Here is a 17638-nt window from a genome sequence, read left to right as displayed (position 1 = left end):
CCGCGACCGCAACGAAACTGCCGCAAAGTCACGGCGCGAAACGCAGTCCCGGCTATTTGTCATCTGCGTTCTTCGTAATCCATGGCGGCCACTTCGGATCTTCGCGAAGGCGGTTCAGCAGTATCGCGGCCCCTTTGGACAGGTCGAACACGTCGAGGCCCCAGGCCGGAAATCCTTCGCTTCCAACGGCCTCAAAGTGAGCGACGGCGCCGGCGCGGTCACCGTGACCGAGCCTGCTGAGACCGGCCAAATAGTGAGCATTGATACGATCCTGCCGCGTTTCTGCCGAAGCAACCAATTCATCGATCCCGATCAGACCGCTTGTGAATTTTTCGACCTGCAGACTCATCGAGTCGGTTGGCGGATCGGTGCGGATCAGTCTTTGGAACTGCTTCGTCTGTTCGATCGCTTCTTCGGGTCGGCCGAGATAACAGAACAGACCGAACACAGAAACGCCGCGATCCGGTGGCGCGTCGGGGTTCACCGCGGCCAGCCATTCCTGATACGCGTTCAGCGCCTGTTCAACGCCTTCGCAGTCGGCGATCAGGAAGCAGCGATAGATACCTGTCTGGTCTTGCCTGGATCCCGGATTCTTATCAACTTCATAAAGCGCTTCGGCAGTCCTTCCCGCTCTGTGGAGAAACGAGGTCACGTCGGCCAGATCGTCTCGGGAATGCGCCCGCAAACGGGCGTCACGTGCATACTTCAGTGCAAAATCCCACTGGCCATCAAACGCGGCCAGCAGTGAGTTCACCTGGTAGCTCTTGGCATCCTCCGGAAACTCGATCAGCATTTCCCGCGCGGTTTCCTGTGCCGTGAACAGGTTCTGGCGTTGCTCCTCCTGGAAACCGGCAAGCCGGAAAATGTCGGCAGCGTAGAAATGTGCGAGTACCTGCCGGCGCATCGCCAGGACGTTGTCCGGCTGAGTTGCTCTGGCGGCATCAATCAGCCGCAGCATGTCGCCGATATTGAATCCCGCTTCCAGATCAGTCCGCAGATATGTCTGAACGACGCGGGCAAAGTAGGCGCGCCCAAGCATGTATTGAACGGCGGGAGACGACTCCTGCTGTTCCAGCTCCCGCAGCATTTCAATGGCTTGCAGAGGATCGGTGCCGGTCATCGCAGAGCCGCCGTACAGTTGATCGAGCCGCGTGACAGGTGTCATCTGCCGGAATTCGCGATTCATCTGCACCGCAAGTTCCAGGTCTTCGCGGGAAACCGCCATCATCAGACAAGACCGCATCAGCAGAACTCTTGCCGCAACACTGTCCGGCAACTCACTAACGGCCAATTCCAGGTGTTCGATCGCCTCGCCATAGGCGCCTGATTCAAAAGCCGCAAGACCTCGCAGCAGATGGACTTCACCTGTGTGGGCTCCGAAGAATTCCGCTTCCCTGAGATGTTCCTCGATACGGTCGTAAGTGCCATTCAGTGCTTCGCGAGTCGCCGCTTCAATCGCAGTGGCGGCGCTGGCGGCCCGCTGTTTGTCAGCCTCTTCCGCAACGCGTCGCTGTTGCTGCCGCTCGCGTTCCAGCTTGTCCCGCGCTGCCTGCCGCTGATTCTCTGCGATCAGTTTCTGAGCGGCACGATTGTCCTGATAGGCGCGAAAGCCGAACACGCCGCCTGACAGCACCAGGACGATCAGGGCACAGGACAAGGCGGCGACCGCTGGACGACGCTGCGCCCATTTCAGCAGCCGAGCACCGAGTCCAGCACGTCGTGCATGAATGGGTTCGAACGCCACGAACCGGCGCAGGTCAGCGGCCATTGCCGCCGCTGTCGGATACCTTCGATCCGGATCCTTATCCAGAGCTGTCAGGCAGATGGTCTCCAGGTCGGCAGGGATCTTCCTGTTCAGAGATCGCGGATCTCGGGGCTCCTTTGTCAGGATCTGCGTCAGGATTTCGTCGCGGCGTGTTCCCACGAATGGCGGCTGCAGCGTCATCAGTTCATACAGCGTGGCTCCCAGCGAATAGATGTCGGTGCGATGATCGATCGGCTGACGCCCGGTCACGATCTGCTCCGGTGACATGTACAACGGTGAGCCGACGAATTCACCGCTGACGGTGACGCCTGGTGCGTCCATCACTCGGACCAGCCCGAAGTCGTTCAGACACAGTCGCCCGTCGCGGGACAGCAGCATGTTTCCCGGCTTGATATCGCGATGAATGATTCCGGCGTCGTGAGCGTGCTGAAGAGCATCCGCCACATCCGCCAACATCCGAGCGATATTGCGAAAATACCGGCTGCCGGTCGAAAGAGACTGGTCGTGCAGGGAAGCACCAGAGCCGCTTGAACCGAATAGCATGGAATCAGACGGGGAGGAACTCACCATTCGCCGCGCGAGGTTGGTTTCGCCGATCCCGGAGCCGCTGACCTTGATGTACTCCGCCGTTCGAGCGTGTTCGTCGACATCCGGCTTTTCAACGACGGTGGCTGCGACTTCGGCCGGAATGTCTCCCACGACGGTGGCGTCGTCATTGAGGTCGCCGGCGGCAAGTCCGGTCATTTCCGTCGGCTGTTCAGGAGCAGTCGGCTGCGGTGATGTCGGTTCGGGCGTGGTTTTTTCCGGCGACGTTTGTTCCGCAGGAGTCTGGTCATGGGCAGTTGCGGTGGCGCCGGGCGATTCGTGGCGACCGATAATCGTTTCGACGGACCAGTTGATGGCGGGGTCTTCGGTGTCGTGTTCCGGGCCGCCGGTTGCCGTGATGGCCTCGACCGTGCCGGGAGTCACTGCCTGTGGTCGCGTCGCCGCGCCGTCTGCCGGCGGACCGCGGCGCGTCAGTCGCATTTGCCGGATGATTCGGTCGAGCGACGGGCCGTCGATGAATTCCATCGCATAGAACGGAATCCCGTCCTGTTCGCCGGTTGCGAAAATCGGCACGATGTTGGAATGATGCAGTCGCGCGGCCGCTTCCGCTTCGAGCTTAAAGCGCGTGATCGCCCTGGGAGTCAGCCCCATTCTCCCGGACAGCACCTTCAGCGCGACACGGCGCTTCAGCGAAACCTGGCGGGCCTCATACACGACACCCATGCCGCCGCGTCCAAGTTCTCCGACGATTTCAAAATCGCCGAACTTCTCAAGCGGTTGAATGCTGGCGTCGGCCATGAAAGTGGTTCGAAAAACGCGGGCTGAGATGAACGGAGGTAACTCCCGGCCATGTTACCGAAAAGGATCGGATTCTGCGAAGAATTCCCGTCCACCACATTCGGTGCACCATTCGAAGGCTAACGGAATCTTGACGTGAGCCAGTTGATGTCGAGCGGCACAAGTGATAAACCATTAGTTCACCCTGATTCCACACCATTGAAAGTACGTGATAATGCTGCCGGAATGTCCAAAGTGCGGGCTTTTGGCGGAATTCGCTGAGAGTCGTTCCACCCTGCGGAAACTGGTTTACCTGTTGATCGGACGCAGACCTCTGCGATGCATGAGCTGCGGGACACGGATCAGTATCCCGGTCTGGCATCGCCTCAAGAGCCGTCTCCATCGGTGAACCCGACGGATCGCGCGTCGTACCGGCGGCTTCAGAATACGTCGACCGAACATCGCGCCGCGAACGACTCTGGAACCGAAAAACGCCCCATGCCGGGGACGTCTGAGTTCACGTTGTGTACTCGGAATTGAGCCGGACGTATTCCTGAGTCAGGTCGCTGGTCCAGTATCGGACGGATTCGCCGCCGGAAGCCGGACCGCCGGAAAGCACCAGCCGCAGATGTACCTCGCGACGGGACTTCATTTGGCGGGAGAGGGCCGCACTGTCAAAGCTAAGCGGAGTGCCGGCCCGGTAGACTTCCGTGTCGTTGATCGTCAGTGACAGGTACGCAGGGTCGAAGGGAATTCCTGCGTACCCGGCCGCTGAGGTGATGCGTCCCCAGTTCGGATCGTTTCCCGTGATGGCGGTCTTCACCAGTGCGCTGTCGGCAATTTCCTTCGCAATGCAGTGTGCGGCGGCGCGGGTTTCGAAACCTTCGACGTCGACAGTGATAAAGTGCTCCGCACCTTCGGCGTCGCGAATAATGTCGGTGGCCAGCTTTTCGCAGACCTGCTGCACGGAATTGCGCAGCTGGGTCAGGTCGTCGCCGGACGGCTGCACTCCGGAAGCTCCACTGGCCAGCAGCAGAACAGTGTCGCTGGTGCTCATGTGCCCGTCGACGCTGATGCAGTTGAAAGTCCGGTCGACGCCGAACCGCAGAGCTTCGTCGCACTGCTGAGCCGTCAGCACGGCATCGGTCATAACTAACGACAGCATGGTGGCCATATTCGGGGCAATCATGGCGGCTCCCTTCGCGCAGCCGGCGATTCGTACGCTGCGACCGCCGAGTTGCACTTCGACGGACGCCTGCTTCGCAAACGTGTCGGTGGTCATCATCGACGTGGCGGCATTCAGGAACGACGCGCCGCAGTCACCCAGAGCCGACACCGCCTTCGGAATGCCTGCCTGGACGATCCCCATTGGCAGCGGCACTCCGATCACTCCGGTTGAACAGACCAGAACGTCTTCCCTGCTGCAACCGATTTGTGCGGCGACTGCTGCCGTCATGGCCTGCGCATCTTCGATCCCTCTTGTTCCCGTGCAGGCGTTTGAGTTCCCGGAGTTGATGATGACCGCCCGCACGGACTCCGAAGGGACTCGTCCGCGCGTTACCGTCACGGGAGCTCCGCACACGCGGTTCGTTGTAAAAACGCCGGCGGCCGAGGCCGGTGAGTCGGACACGAACAGCGCCAGGTCGGGCTTGCCGCTGGCCTTGATGCCGCAGGTGGTGCCGGAAGCCCGAAAGCCGCGCGGCAGTTGAGCGTGATCGTCTGACATTTTTTGTGAATCCTGTCGGAGTGACGATGCTTCAAACGGGAAGCATTCCTGTGCGCTGATCGAGACCCAGCAGCAGATTCATGTTCTGCACGGCCACGCCGCTGGCTCCCTTGATGAGATTGTCGGTGGCGGAAAACACAACCAGTTGGTCGCGATTCATTCGCAGCGACACGTCGCAGAAGTTCGTATGCGAGACGTGTTTGGTCGCGGGAATGTGGTCGACAACACGTACAAAGGGCTGATCGGCGTAGAAGCTGCGATACACGGAAAGCAGTTCTTCCAGCGATTTCGGCGAATTCAGTCTCGGGTACATCGAACACAGGATTCCGCGGTCCATCGGCATCAGATGGGGATTAAACGAAACCTGCACGCTGACTCCGGCGACATCAGACAGGACCTGTTCGATTTCCGGAGTGTGGCGATGATTTCCAATGCTGTAAGCGGTGACCGATTCGTTGCATTCGGAGAACAGAGTTCCCAGTTTTGGCGTCCGCCCGGCGCCGCTGACTCCGCTTTTTGCGTCGATGACGATCCCAGTCGGGTCAATCAATCCCGCTTTCAAAAGTGGTGCCAGTCCCAGAATCGCCGTGCTGGTGTAGCAACCGGGATTCGCCACCAGGTCGGCGGACGGAATGCGGTCCATGTAAAGTTCCGGCAGGCCGTAAACCGTGGTGCTCAGCCGCGTGGGATCCGTGTGAACGTGGCCGTACCACTGTTCGTAGACTCCCGGATCGTTCAGCCGATAATCGGCGCTCAGGTCAATCACGCGGCAGCCCTGATCGAGCAATTGCGGGACTGCTTCCATGCTGGCCGTGTGGGGAAGCGCGCAGAAGACGACGTCGGCACGCTGGCCAACCTGTTCGGCTGTCAGATTCTCACACGCCAGATCGAAGATTCCCGTCAGTGACGGATGGACCTCAGAAACGTGCGGATTGCCGTCCTGGCGAGTGGTCAGCGCCGCGACTTCGACATGCGGATGCCGCGCCAGAATCTTCAGCAGTTCGAGCGCCGTGTAGCCGGTTGCACCAAGGATCGCCGTTCTTGTCATCTGCCAGGTTCTCTGTACGCATTTCGTGCCCGGTTTTTGCCGTGTCATGATCGCCCGCGTCTGTGTTCGTTCGCCAAACTCGACCCGGCGGGCCGGATTCTACGCGATCCGCTGCGCCGCTCCAGCAAGCGTCGGAGACCGGACACGGTCTCTGGCCGGTGAGATCATTGGCAGTCGAAATTTCGGCGAGATTCCCGGAATCGGAAGCGCCGCCCACGGTACCGGCGTCGCGGAATTGCCCAGTCGCCTGGAAATCGGCCGGTTGCTTTGAAATCTGTTTGGCTGCCGTCAGAATGCCAGCCCTGCCGAGTTCGCTGCGTGGAAAACGTCCGGAGTTTCCTGCCCTCCCAGGCGAATGTTCCACCCGCCCTGTTGACATTTTTCGGGCCGAAACACTCCTATTTGAAGTCTGCTTCCTGACCGATGACCAACGTCGCCAGACTTGCGTCTGATGCACCGACCGCCGGAAACGGCATTCTTTGCATCGCTCCAACCCGGGTTCCTCGGTCATTTCTTCAGCTTGGGCGTCCGCTCCGCAATCGCCTCGGATAATTCCGTTCGCAGGCCGGCTCGTTGGGTTCTGGTAGATTCAAGACAACAAATATCTTTCCAAATACGTCATGGAACCGACACGCTCCTTTTGACTTCCTGAGGTGAACAATCTTGGCTTCTTCGACGTCAATTCTCGCGGATAAACTGCACGAGTACCCCCAACAGGATGTCATCGACGGAGCATCCGCTGCGATTCTCGATGACTGCCTGAACAAGAGCGATGGGGTCCTGCAGCTGCTGCACCGTTACGCCGGTCGGACATTCTGCACGCCAGGGAAACGCCTTCGCCTTGATGCACAGTCGTACTACCCGGACTACATGAACGGCACGGGGCTCGATGAACTCTGGATGTGCTGCACGGTTCCCATCGTGACGGGTGTCATCGACACGCGCACGAACAAGGCTCCGTTCCGCGAAGGAGAAGCACACGTCCTGACTCCGAACGGGCAGGTCATCTCGCTGCAGGATCTGATCGTCGCCAATCCGGAAGCTGTGATGGGCGAGAAGGTGACGGCCTTTTCGAAATCGCTGTTTGGCAACCCGACGTGGCCGATCGTGTCAAAGAAGTTCGACAATCTGAATCCGATCCCGCACCACCTGCACTGGTCGAAGTGGGAAGTTTATGACATCAACTCGTTCGACAATCCCGGAGTCAGTGCGTCGCATTATCACACCACGGCCATGGGACTGTACCCGTTTGTGACGAAGGATCAGTTTCTGGCCTGCATGAAGAGTTTCGGCAAGGGCGAATACAACGGGGTCCGGCATTTGTCGCCGCACACGATGATGTGGATTGATAACGGCTTCGTGATGCCGAACGGCGTGCTGCATTCGCCGACAAATCTTTGCACGCACGAGCTGCACGTCACGATGGATGAGCACTTCCTGGCCGAGGACCTGACGCTTGACGGTCGTATCGGAGCAGCCGATGCGTTCTACGCCTGCCGGGAATTGGACTATCCGAAGGCGAAGCACGAAGACTGGGAGTACCTGGTTGAAAAGTTCGACTTCGCAGCAAACCAGGATCCGAACTTCGTTCAGAAGAATTCGCGTCCGGCAATCACCGCCGAAGAATTCGCAGGCGCCGGAGTCGATGCGAAGTGGATCGTTTACGGCGATTTCCTTGGCGACCAGAAGTGCTCGATTCTTCGACTCACCGTGCAGCCTGGCGGTAAAACGAATTTCTGCCCGGAGAGTCCAGCGCTGTTTCACACGAACGGCGGAAGCGGTCGCGTTGGGAAGCTCGCAGTGCGATATCACCAGGATATGAAGCTCGGCGAACTCTATCCCGAAATCGGCTTCATCACTCAGTCCGCACTGAACAGCGGCGGCGTGGAAATCGAGAACACAGGCACTGAACCGCTCGTGTTGACCTTCGACTTCCCGCAGCACGCACATTCCAAAACGCCGGGCGTTGCGGCTGCGAAGTAGTTCCTCGGTGTGGGTAATCCGCGTACAGGACTGCCGCGTCGCTCATAATGACCGAGGCACGTCAGTTCCTCGATTACCCAACTCAATCTGCAGCGCCGCTGGTTCAATGCCAGGTCATCGGCTAAGCTTCCCACCCTCTGAAATCACCCGTCATCTCAACAGAAGATTGCTGCACACGACATCGGCAAGGGAGAAAATATGAGTGCCTTGAAACTTCACAACGCCATGTGGCCCGGACTCGTCGGTAAAGGTGACGGTGAAGGACAGGAACCGCCCATCAGCCTGGACCGTATGCTGGAACTGACGGCGGCAGCCAATGTCAACGGGCAGAAGTTTGACGGCATCGATTATTTCCTGTTCCACCCGCACACCGATCCCGATGCCTCCGACGACGAACTCCGCCGCATTGCTGACAAGATTGCGTCGCACGGATTCGCCGTCGGTTCCCTGGTGGCGCCGATCTGGCCCGGTACTGTTGGCGATTCCGCAATGGGAACGCCGGTTCAGCGAGCCAAATTCATCCTGTCCGTGAAGAAAGCCTGTCGTATCGCCCGTATCTTCAACGAACACGGCGTACGACAATACGGCGTGATCCGGGTCGATTCCGCGGAATTCGGCGTCAACAAGTGGCGCGAAAATCCGGCTGCACACACCAGGACCATCGCTGCGACTTTCCGGGAAGCGGCGGTCATTGCAGCAGCTCACGGCGAACGACTGGCCGCGGAAGGTGAAATCTGCTGGGCCGGTATGCACAGTTGGAAGGATATGCTGGACCTGCTCGAAGCCGTCGACATGCCCGGCTCCCTGGGCTTTCAGTGCGACATGGCCCACACCTACCTGTACCTGCTTGGATACAACGCGCCGGAACACGCGTTGGTGCAGCCAGGCTACAGCGATGACGAGTTCTACGCCGCATACGCGACGATGACCGACAAACTGCGACCCTGGACGATCGATTTTCACGTGGCACAGAACGACGGCAACGTTCACGGCGCGGGATCGCACGACAAAACCGGAAAGCACTGTCGCGCTGATGATCCAAACGGAAAACTGGATATCGTGAAGTGCTCCAAATACTGGCTGGACGGAGCGGAAGAACGAGGAATACGCCACATGTGCTGGGACGGCTGTATGTTTCCCAACTCCGTCCTGGAAGACCCGAAGACGTGGAACACCATTCTGGACACGATGATCAAAGTCCGGGATGCGAACGCGTGACGGTCTCGTCTTCTACGTGGTCGCCCAGGCCGGCTGATGCATGTTTGTCAGCCGCCGACGTTCGAACTGATTGTGCAGAAAGAAGACTCTGAAATGGCAAACCTTCGCCCGCTGAATATCGGTCTGATTGGTTACGGCTTCATGGGCCGGACGCACACAAACGGCTACAAGCGAGTCAATGATTTCTTTCCCGAGCTTCAGCACAGGCCGGTGCTGAAGTCGGTGTGCGGCCGTGACGGCGACAAGGTTCGGGCATTCGCCGACCAGTGGCAGTACGAGTCTGTCGAAGTGGATTGGCGAAAGCTGATCGCACGAGACGATATCGACGCGATCGATATCTGTACGCCGAACAATTCCCACGCCGAGATCGCCATCGCCGCCGCTGAAGCGGGCAAGATGATTCTTTGTGAAAAACCGCTGGCGCTGAATCCGGAAGAAGGGCAGCGGATGGTGGACGCCGTCGAAAAAGCGGGCGTCGCAAATACGGTGTGGTACAACTACCGTCGCGTCCCTGCCGTCACACTGGCGAAGCAGTTGATTGACGAAGGACGCCTTGGCCGGATCTTCCACTATCGCGCCAACTTTCTTCAGGACTGGACGATCAACGAAGACCTTCCTCAGGGAGGCGCGGCGCTATGGCGTCTGGACGTCAAGGCCGCAGGTTCGGGAGTCACCGGCGACCTGTTGGCACATTGCATCGATACGGCGATCTGGCTGAATGGCTCGATCTCCACGGTTAATGCCATGACCGAGACATTTGTCAAACAACGCATGCACAATGAGACGGGAAAAGTCGAACCGGTCGGCATCGACGACGCCTGCACCTTCATGTGTCGTTTTGAAAACGGTTCGCTGGGCCTGTTCGAATCAACCCGCTACGCGCGCGGACACAAGGCCCTGTATACGTTTGAAATCAACGGCGAACACGCTTCGATCAAATGGGACCTGCATGACCTGCATCGACTGGAGTATTTCGATCACAGAGATGATTCCCTGATTCGCGGCTGGCATGACGTCCATGTGACGGACGGCGATATGCCGTACATGGATAAGTGGTGGGTGCCGGGTCTGCAGATCGGCTACGAACACACGTTCGTCCATCAGGTCGCTGATTTCCTGAAAGCCCTGGAATCCGGCGGTCCGTGTCATCCCACATTCCGTGATGCCCAGGAAACGCAGCAGGTCTGCGCTGCCGTTCTGGACAGTGCGGGTTCGCGGCAGTGGTGCAGCGTGGGATAGCCATTGCCCGCGTGTTGAGTATACTTTCGGCAGTGACTGCGGTTGCCGTGAACTTCTCTGCACAGGCCCCGTTCCGCAGTCACTTGTGAACATGAAATCTCCGTCGAGGACACGGTCCCGTCCGCACCGAACCAATCGGTGTCGAGTCCGTGTCCTCGGCTTTTGTATTGCGCAAAGAGAGCACGACCAGCCAACCAGGAGCACCGCCGTGGATCGCCAGCCAATCTCCCGAGAAGGATACGAAAAAATCCGCGAAGAAATCCGCGAACTGGAGGATGTCCAGATGCCCGCCGTGACGGAACGAATCAAGGTCGCGCGTGAGGAAGGAGACCTAAAGGAAAACGCGGAATACCATGCTGCGCGCGAACAGCAGGGATACATTCAGGCCAAGATCAACCAGCTCAAGACAAAACTGGCCGGTTGCGAAATCGTCGACCGCTCCGCGATGCCGAAAGATGTCGTCGCGTTCGGCTCACGCGTCACTGTGCGAGACCTGAGCGACGGTCTGGAAGAAATGTACGAACTTGTAGGCCCCGGCGAAGAGGACTACGACGGCGATGTGATGAAGATCCTGACGTCCAGCCCGATCGCCCAGTCAATGCTCGGCAAGAAAGTCGGTGAGGAGTTTGAGGCCGAAATTCCCAAAGGCACGCTGCGTCTGCAGGTCATCGCGATTGGCGACCCGGAGTAGATTCCTCAGCGGCCATCAGGCGAATTGACCATTGAACGATGCAGTTGCCGACCGGATTCCCGTTGGCTCTGCAGATCCCCTGAACAAGGTTCCGAGCGCGTCGGCTTCCCGGCCGGCGCAAAACTCGCGAACGGCGCACGGTCGCTTCAGAAGAACAGCTTCCGGGCGCGCAGCGGTACCAGCAGTCGTCCCGACTGTTCGCGCCGAATGATGGTGAGTTCGATGACATCACCGGGCTCATGAGATTCCACGAGCTGTCGTAGCTCAGTGCCGCTGGAAAGAACTTTGCCGTCAACGGCGGTGATCTGGTCACCCGGCATCAGACCGGCGTCAAAAGCGGCCGAATTATGAAGGACGCGCCCCACGATCAGTCCGCGGTCGATGATTTCCTGCGGGATTCCAAGCTGCAGGGCACTCTCACGATTCAGCACCGAGGCACCCAGCAGCTCCGGACGCTGCTTGCCGCTGGCTTCCTCGACGACGCGCGGAACGGAATCCAGCACGGCGTCGACGGGCACGGCGAATCCCAGCCCGGAGTACGCCCCGGTCGGACTGACAATCGCCGTGTTGACGCCAATCAGCCGCCCGGCACTGTCCAGCAACGGTCCTCCGGAATTCCCCGGATTGATGGCGGCGTCCGTCTGAATCAGCCCGCTCAGGAATTCATTCTGCCGTTCCGTCGCAACGATGCGATTCAGTCCGCCGATGACTCCCGTGGACAGCGTCTGGTCAAATCCGAAGGGATTGCCGATCGCCAGCACTTTCTGCCCGACCTGCAGATCCTGGGAACTGCCAATCGTGATCGGAACCAGTTCGCTGACGCCGCCCGGTACTTTCAGCACCGCGATATCATATTCAAAGACTCCGCCGATCACGTCGGCGTCAACAACTCGTCCGTCGGAGAACTGCACTTCCAGGGATGCATTCTTGCCGCGTTCCAGGACGTCGCGGACGACATGCAGGTTGGTAACGATGTGGCCGTTTTCGTCCCAGACGAAGCCCGTGCCCGAAGACAGTTCCTGTTCAATGACGCCGCGGGGAAAACTGGGCTGGTAGCCCTTGGTGCGGATAAAAACGACCGAGGGAGACGCATGTTCGAACACTTCAATCGTGGAGCGTTCGTCGGCTCCCAGTTCCCCGCGCGGTGTGACGACGCGCGGGGAGTGGTTCACAAAGACCGGCTCGCGGCTGCGAAACGTCTCATACATCAGCGCTGCCGCGAGCACCACGAGCGTGCCCACGAGCCATCCGTTGACCAGGCGAGGGGTTCGACCAGCGTTTTCGTACTCTTCTTCGGAAAGACTCATCGTCGCCGTTCGCAATGCCGCTGACAGGGACCGCCGGGCTCAGACTCGGTCGCCGAGCTTTTCCTGAAGGTCCGCCCAGGCCGTCGCCAGTCGTGACTGAAGTTCCGGCGGCTGGTCGTCGAACGAATTCAATACGGATTTTGTCAGCCCGCGGTTCAGTCGTTCCAGAGCGGAGACGGTGCGCTTCCAGATCTGTTCTGCGGTTGGTTCCGATCGTTCCAGAACCGCCACTTCCGCGAACTGTTCGCCGGGCGCCGGTGCGGCAGCTCCGCTTCGGAACGGAGCGTATTCGGCCGATTCGCGGGCCGCCGCGGACATCGTGGGAACCTGGCTTCCCGGATCGGAAGGCAGGCCGGCGCGATCACCCTGGCCGCTGCGCAGGTAGTTTGCCGGATCGACGACGGTGCTGAGCGGCATGTCTGCGGTGTCAATCGCCAGTGGTGCCGCCCATTCGGAATAAGTTTCCTGAGATTCCGCCGTCAAATCTTCGCCGTGCTGGGCTCGTCGCCACGCCCGCATTTCCGCGACGGTTGCTTCATTCTGATCCGCCCAGTCCAGGCACGCCGTTGCGTCGTCCCAGTTCAGTGCCACGTAGAAGAAAGACCATTTCAGGTTGTTGTATTCCTGATAGACCCTGCCGAAAGTCTCCCACACGCGCCGCCGCTGGAAAATCTGGTCTCCGCTGAGCCCGACCATCTGGCCGAAATCGGCGTCCGTTCTTCCGCGCGCGTACCGCTGAGTCCACCGGGCCGCGCATTCGCCCACGACCCAGTTGCACTGGCTGACGGCGTTTCGCGCCTCCTGAATGAGCTGTTCTTCGCTTGTCGCCGCCGACTTGTGCGATTCGCTTGTTTTTGTTTCCGCTGCCACGTTCTGCTCCGTTAAAGAATACTTTCCATCAATCGGGCACCCATGCTACCGGTGAGAAATCAGGGGATCTACCGAAGTCGATCCGAACCCCGGGAAAAGCCCGGGGGTCTATGCTTTCGTCAGCGGATGACGGCAGACTTGTCGCGGCAGTCGTGGCCAAAATCGGTCGTTTTTCACTGCAGCAGGCTGGTGGAAACGCCGATACCTTCCGTAGAATTGCCGCGTTAGTTCCAGTCCGCAATCTTTCACCAGATTGCCTGATTGAACCCGGCACAGCAGGTTTCGCCGTGTCATTTCCAGCGAAACCGCGTTTCGGGGCGATGGCGAAGTGGCTAACGCAGCGGATTGCAAATCCGTTATCCGTGGGTTCGAATCCCACTCGCCCCTCTTATTCCGACCCCGGTTTCAGCCGGGGTTTTTTCTTTGCGCGTAGCGCCCGGTGGTCGGGCACCGTGAGACCCCCGAAGACGCTCCGTGAATTGAGCGGCGGTGTGGACGCTGCGGATGGCCGTTCCAAAACGCGGTGCCGGACACGATTCCATTTTCCGCAAGGCGCGCGACTCCTGGCCATCGGAAGGCCACGCTGTCTGCGGGGTCTCACTGCAACAGCCGCGAGCCCTCCCGCCCGTTGCCGCCGCGCTTGCGGCGATGATCGACGGATCAACTGCCGGGAAACCTGCAATCACCCGATTTCTTCAGCGGTGCCGTCAACACCGCGCGAAAGTTCGAGCTAGGCTGAGGTTGTTGACTTCCTGCAACATTACTGAGCGCTGCATTATCCGAATGTTCGCTGTAAACCGACGCTGCACGAGCGCAGACGCGGAACGAACAGCGGCAGTGCTCCGAACGTAACCTGAGGATGCAATGGAAACCCCTGATTCGAACCATGCGATCCGGATCCCCACGGTGTCCGTCAGTCCGGTGCCACCCGCCGTCGTCGCATGCTTTGCCGTCACTGTCTTTCTAAGCGCCTTTCTGCTGTTTCAGGTTCAACCGCTGATCAGCAAGTTCATTCTGCCGTGGTTTGGAGGAAGCCCCGCCGTCTGGACAACGTGCATGCTGTTCTTTCAGAGTCTGCTGTTTCTGGGCTACACCTACGCTCACCTGCTGACGACTCGCCTGTCGACGCGGAACCAGGTCATTGGCCATGTCCTGCTGATGGTCGCGGCGGCAGCCATGCTGCCGATTACGCCGGGAGCAGAATGGAAACCGGCCGGCGACGCCCCACCGGTTCTCAGCATCCTGACGTTGCTGACGGCCTGTGTCGGACTTCCGTATTTCGTCCTTTCGTCAACGGGGCCGCTGCTGCAGAAGTGGTTCAGTCAGACTCGCACAGACGGTTCACCCTACCGCCTGTACGCACTCAGCAACGCCGGATCACTGCTGGCACTGCTTTCGTTTCCGTTCGTCGTGGAACCGGCCTGGAGTTCTCAGCAGCAGACTCTGATCTGGTCATGGTCGTTCGGAATGTTCGTGCTGTCCTGTACGGCATGCTCGGTACTGGTATCGCGGTATGGAAAACATGGCTGCACACTGGCTGACGGTACTGACGACGACTGCGAATCCGGCCCTGTCACGGCGGGAGACCGCTGGACGTGGTTCGGTCTGGCATGCGCCGCGTCGGTCATGCTGCTGGCGACCACGAATCATGTCTGCCTGGACATCGCCACTGTACCGTTCCTGTGGATCCTTCCGCTGGTGCTGTATCTGCTGTCGTTCATACTGACTTTCGACAGCGACCGCTGGTATTCGCGGCGCTGGTTCGGCTGGAGCCTGCTGGCATTTTCTTCGGCAGCGATTGTGATGGTTGTCGCCGAACACGTCAGCGCGGTTCCTCAGATCATCATCCACTTCGGAGCGATGTTCTGCATGTTCATGGTGTGCCACGGGGAACTGGTCCTGCGAAAGCCCGGTACCCGGCAATTGACTCAGTTCTATCTGATCATTTCCGCCGGCGGCGCCTGTGGCGGTCTGCTGATCGCACTGGTGGCTCCCGTTGTGTTTCCCGTGTATCTGGAATACCCGCTGGGGCTTGTCGCCTGCGTCGGCATGTCACTCTCGATGGTCCGACGGTCACAATCCGGATTCATTCCGACGGTATCGACCGGTCGGCCATCGCCCGTTCAGACAGTCGTCATGTTGAGCGTGATTGCCGCTGTTGTGGGAATGGGCGGCTACGCTCGCAACATCCTGCTTTCCGAGAACTCCGTGATTCGCAACTTCTACGGAGTACTGCGGGTCGAAACCGGGGAGGTGGAACTGCCTGATTCCGACAACGGCCCCGAAGAGATGCGTCAGTTGACTCATGGCCGCACACTGCACGGTCGCCAGTTCATGTCCGAAAAACGGCGACGCCAGCCGACAACCTACTACACAACGGACAGCGGCATCGGCCTGGCGATGCAAGACGTCCTGCAGGGCCCGGAGCGGCGAGTCGGTGTTGTCGGACTGGGCGTGGGAACTCTGGCAGCCTATGGCCGGCCCGGCGATCATTTTGTGATGTATGAAATCAACGACGCCGTCATCCGGCTCGCCAGTGAGAAATTCACCTTCCTGAAGGATTCCCCGGCGGACGTGGAACTGGTTCTGGGCGACGCGCGGCTGTCCATGGAGCATGAGTCGCCTCGGCAGTTTGATCTGCTTGTGCTGGATGCATTCTCCAGCGACGCCATCCCGACTCACCTGATGACGGCCGAAGCAATGCAGATCTGGATGAAGCATGTGAAGCCGGATGGAAAACTGGCGTTCCACATTTCGAACCGCTTCTTCGACCTGGCTCCGCTGGTGCGGGGCATGGCGGCCGAACACGGTTTTCAGACGATTCGCATCACGGTTACGGAACCGGGCACTTTGCAGCGTTCGTCCAGCATCTGGATTCTGTTGTCACGTGAACCATTCAGCCACGCATTGCTTTCGGCACGGGACAGGGAAGCTGACGACAGCAGACGAATCCTGTGGGCGGACGACCATGTCAACCTGCTGCAGATCCTGCGATAGCCCGGGGTGTTCACAGGGTTGTACGACGAGACTCCGATCCCGTCGCTGCAGTTCGACGGGATTGGAGTCCCGTCGTACAGTGTGCAGGTCGCTGATTCGACATAACATCCATTTCCTGGAAGCTTTATGTCAGGAATTGCTGATCGCGTGAACAATCCGAAACAGGCGCAGCGTCCGGAAATCGTACTGAAACCTGTTCCCTGGATTCGTTGCCCGGCCGACGAATAATGGATCGCTGCAGCCAAAGTACTCACGGCGTCGGCGAATCAGGCTGCCAGTGACCATGCATCGCGCAGTGGCCGGCGGGGACGGCGGTAATGGGCTGAGCTTCCGAACCGTCGGCTCGCGCGACGTACAACTGCATCACACCGCTGCGGTCCGAACCGAACAGAATCCACTTACCGTCGTGCGACGGACCGGGATGGTAGTGTCGCACGCCGGCCGCGGATTTCGTGAGCTGCGAAACCCGGCCGTCCAGAGTCACTTTCATCAGCTCAACGCTGCCTTGCACCTGTGCCGTGAAAAATACGGCGCTGCCATCACGTGACCAGACGGGCACGTCACTGCTTTCGCTGTGGAAGTCGGGGTGCTTCAGCCGCTCGACAACACCCCGGTACCCGCCCCGATCGGCCAGTTTGCGAAGCTCGGTGCCGTCACTTCTGACGACATGCGGATGGCAGTCGTAGTGTTCGCCGGACACAAACAGCAGCCACTGACCGTCCGGAGACCACTGCGGTGCGAAATTGAACGGGTTGCCGGTCTCGATGTGCCGCTTGTCGCTTCCGTCCGCGCTGGAAACGTAAATCTGATAGTTCTCGTGATAGGCGATCCGGAGGCTGTCGGGAGACGGGCTCACTCCGTAGGTGAATCCGGTGCCTCCGCCGGAAACATCCCGCTTGTTTCGTCCATCAAGATCCATCAGAAACGGTCGCGAAACGCCGTTGATCAGCGATGTCATCAGCAGCTTCTGTCCGTCCGGAGTGAAGCTGGCCGTGTTGTAAATGCTGACTCGATCCACCGCCGAGACGTTTGTGATCGTGCCTGTAGACAGATCCATCAGACAGGCGTCTGACAGCCAGCCTTCGGTCATGCGGAACGTTCGATGCTGCCGTTCCCACGCCGCATTTTCCGGGCTCTCCCAGTGCGAACCGATGATCATCGTGTTTCCGTCGGGCGACCACCCGGCAAACTGAGTCCACGAGTTCTCCTTTTGCGTCAGTTCCTCAGCCAGCATCCGGCGACTGGTGCCGTCCGCTTTGACAACGCAGGCGCGGTTGGTGATCCAGTTTGCGAACTGGCCTTCCGGAAGGTCATTTCGTCCTTCGGTATAACCGATCAGCATCGTCGGTCGCGGTTCGTCGGCCGCTGAAATTCCGGCAGTCATGCACAGCCAGCACGCGGCGCACAGAACGGCTGGTACGGCAAGCAGCCGGGGAAACTCAGAACGGGCGAGTTTCATGAGAAGCGATCC

The 17638-nt window shown here is 59.4% G+C and carries 11 protein-coding genes and 1 tRNA gene; 6 read left to right on the top strand and 6 right to left on the bottom strand.

From position 1 onward, the window contains the following. Nucleotides 1-52 precede the first annotated feature (52 nt). The 3 genes from R3C19_06180 to argC all read right to left on the bottom strand — a co-directional run bounded on the left by R3C19_06180 (nucleotide 53) and on the right by argC (nucleotide 5862). Entirely contained in the window at nucleotides 53-3109 is a 3057-nt protein-coding gene (locus tag R3C19_06180; GenBank protein MEZ6059929.1) for a protein kinase, read from the bottom strand. A gap of 496 nt (nucleotides 3110-3605) precedes the next feature. Beyond that, a complete protein-coding gene (argJ, locus tag R3C19_06175) occupies nucleotides 3606-4814 on the bottom strand; it encodes a bifunctional glutamate N-acetyltransferase/amino-acid acetyltransferase ArgJ (protein MEZ6059928.1) in 1209 nt (402 codons plus the stop codon). A 31-nt stretch (nucleotides 4815-4845) separates the two neighbouring features. Then, on the bottom strand, nucleotides 4846-5862 hold the full coding sequence (gene argC, locus R3C19_06170; protein ID MEZ6059927.1) for an N-acetyl-gamma-glutamyl-phosphate reductase: 1017 nt from the start codon (nucleotides 5860-5862) through the stop codon (nucleotides 4846-4848). A gap of 663 nt (nucleotides 5863-6525) precedes the next feature. Between argC and R3C19_06165 the strand changes: the two genes are divergently transcribed. The 4 genes from R3C19_06165 to greA all read left to right on the top strand — a co-directional run bounded on the left by R3C19_06165 (nucleotide 6526) and on the right by greA (nucleotide 10993). Then, nucleotides 6526-7845: a hypothetical protein gene (locus R3C19_06165; protein ID MEZ6059926.1), complete on the top strand. Its 1320-nt coding sequence runs from the start codon at nucleotides 6526-6528 to the stop codon at nucleotides 7843-7845. A 198-nt stretch (nucleotides 7846-8043) separates the two neighbouring features. After that, nucleotides 8044-9063: a TIM barrel protein gene (locus R3C19_06160; GenBank protein ID MEZ6059925.1), complete on the top strand. Its 1020-nt coding sequence runs from the start codon at nucleotides 8044-8046 to the stop codon at nucleotides 9061-9063. Between the two features lie 93 nt (nucleotides 9064-9156). Continuing rightward, entirely contained in the window at nucleotides 9157-10302 is a 1146-nt protein-coding gene (locus R3C19_06155; GenBank protein MEZ6059924.1) for a Gfo/Idh/MocA family oxidoreductase, read from the top strand. Nucleotides 10303-10510: 208 nt separating this feature from the next. After that, complete coding sequence (greA, locus tag R3C19_06150; GenBank protein MEZ6059923.1) at nucleotides 10511-10993, top strand: transcription elongation factor GreA; 483 nt, start codon at nucleotides 10511-10513, stop codon at nucleotides 10991-10993. Between the two features lie 146 nt (nucleotides 10994-11139). Here the strand turns inward: greA and R3C19_06145 are convergent, their stop codons facing one another. Both R3C19_06145 and R3C19_06140 read right to left on the bottom strand, forming a co-directional pair. Next, the gene (locus R3C19_06145; protein ID MEZ6059922.1) at nucleotides 11140-12300 is read right to left on the bottom strand and encodes a trypsin-like peptidase domain-containing protein; all 1161 of its coding nucleotides are present in this window, start codon (nucleotides 12298-12300) and stop codon (nucleotides 11140-11142) included. A gap of 39 nt (nucleotides 12301-12339) precedes the next feature. Then, complete coding sequence (locus R3C19_06140) at nucleotides 12340-13170, bottom strand: hypothetical protein (protein ID MEZ6059921.1); 831 nt, start codon at nucleotides 13168-13170, stop codon at nucleotides 12340-12342. A gap of 314 nt (nucleotides 13171-13484) precedes the next feature. Here R3C19_06140 and R3C19_06135 point away from each other — a divergent pair. After that, nucleotides 13485-13557 (top strand) — tRNA-Cys (locus R3C19_06135). Nucleotides 13558-14076: 519 nt separating this feature from the next. After that, the gene (locus tag R3C19_06130) at nucleotides 14077-16167 is read left to right on the top strand and encodes a fused MFS/spermidine synthase (GenBank protein ID MEZ6059920.1); all 2091 of its coding nucleotides are present in this window, start codon (nucleotides 14077-14079) and stop codon (nucleotides 16165-16167) included. Between the two features lie 250 nt (nucleotides 16168-16417). Here R3C19_06130 and R3C19_06125 read toward each other — a convergent pair whose 3' ends face one another. Then, nucleotides 16418-17626, bottom strand: a complete 1209-nt coding sequence (locus R3C19_06125; protein MEZ6059919.1) for a hypothetical protein — start codon at nucleotides 17624-17626, stop codon at nucleotides 16418-16420. Nucleotides 17627-17638: the final 12 nt, after the last annotated feature.

The sequence above is a fragment of the Planctomycetaceae bacterium genome (assembly GCA_041398785.1).
Classification (GTDB): domain Bacteria; phylum Planctomycetota; class Planctomycetia; order Planctomycetales; family Planctomycetaceae; genus JAWKUA01.
This window is presented reverse-complemented; position numbering and strand designations above follow the sequence as displayed.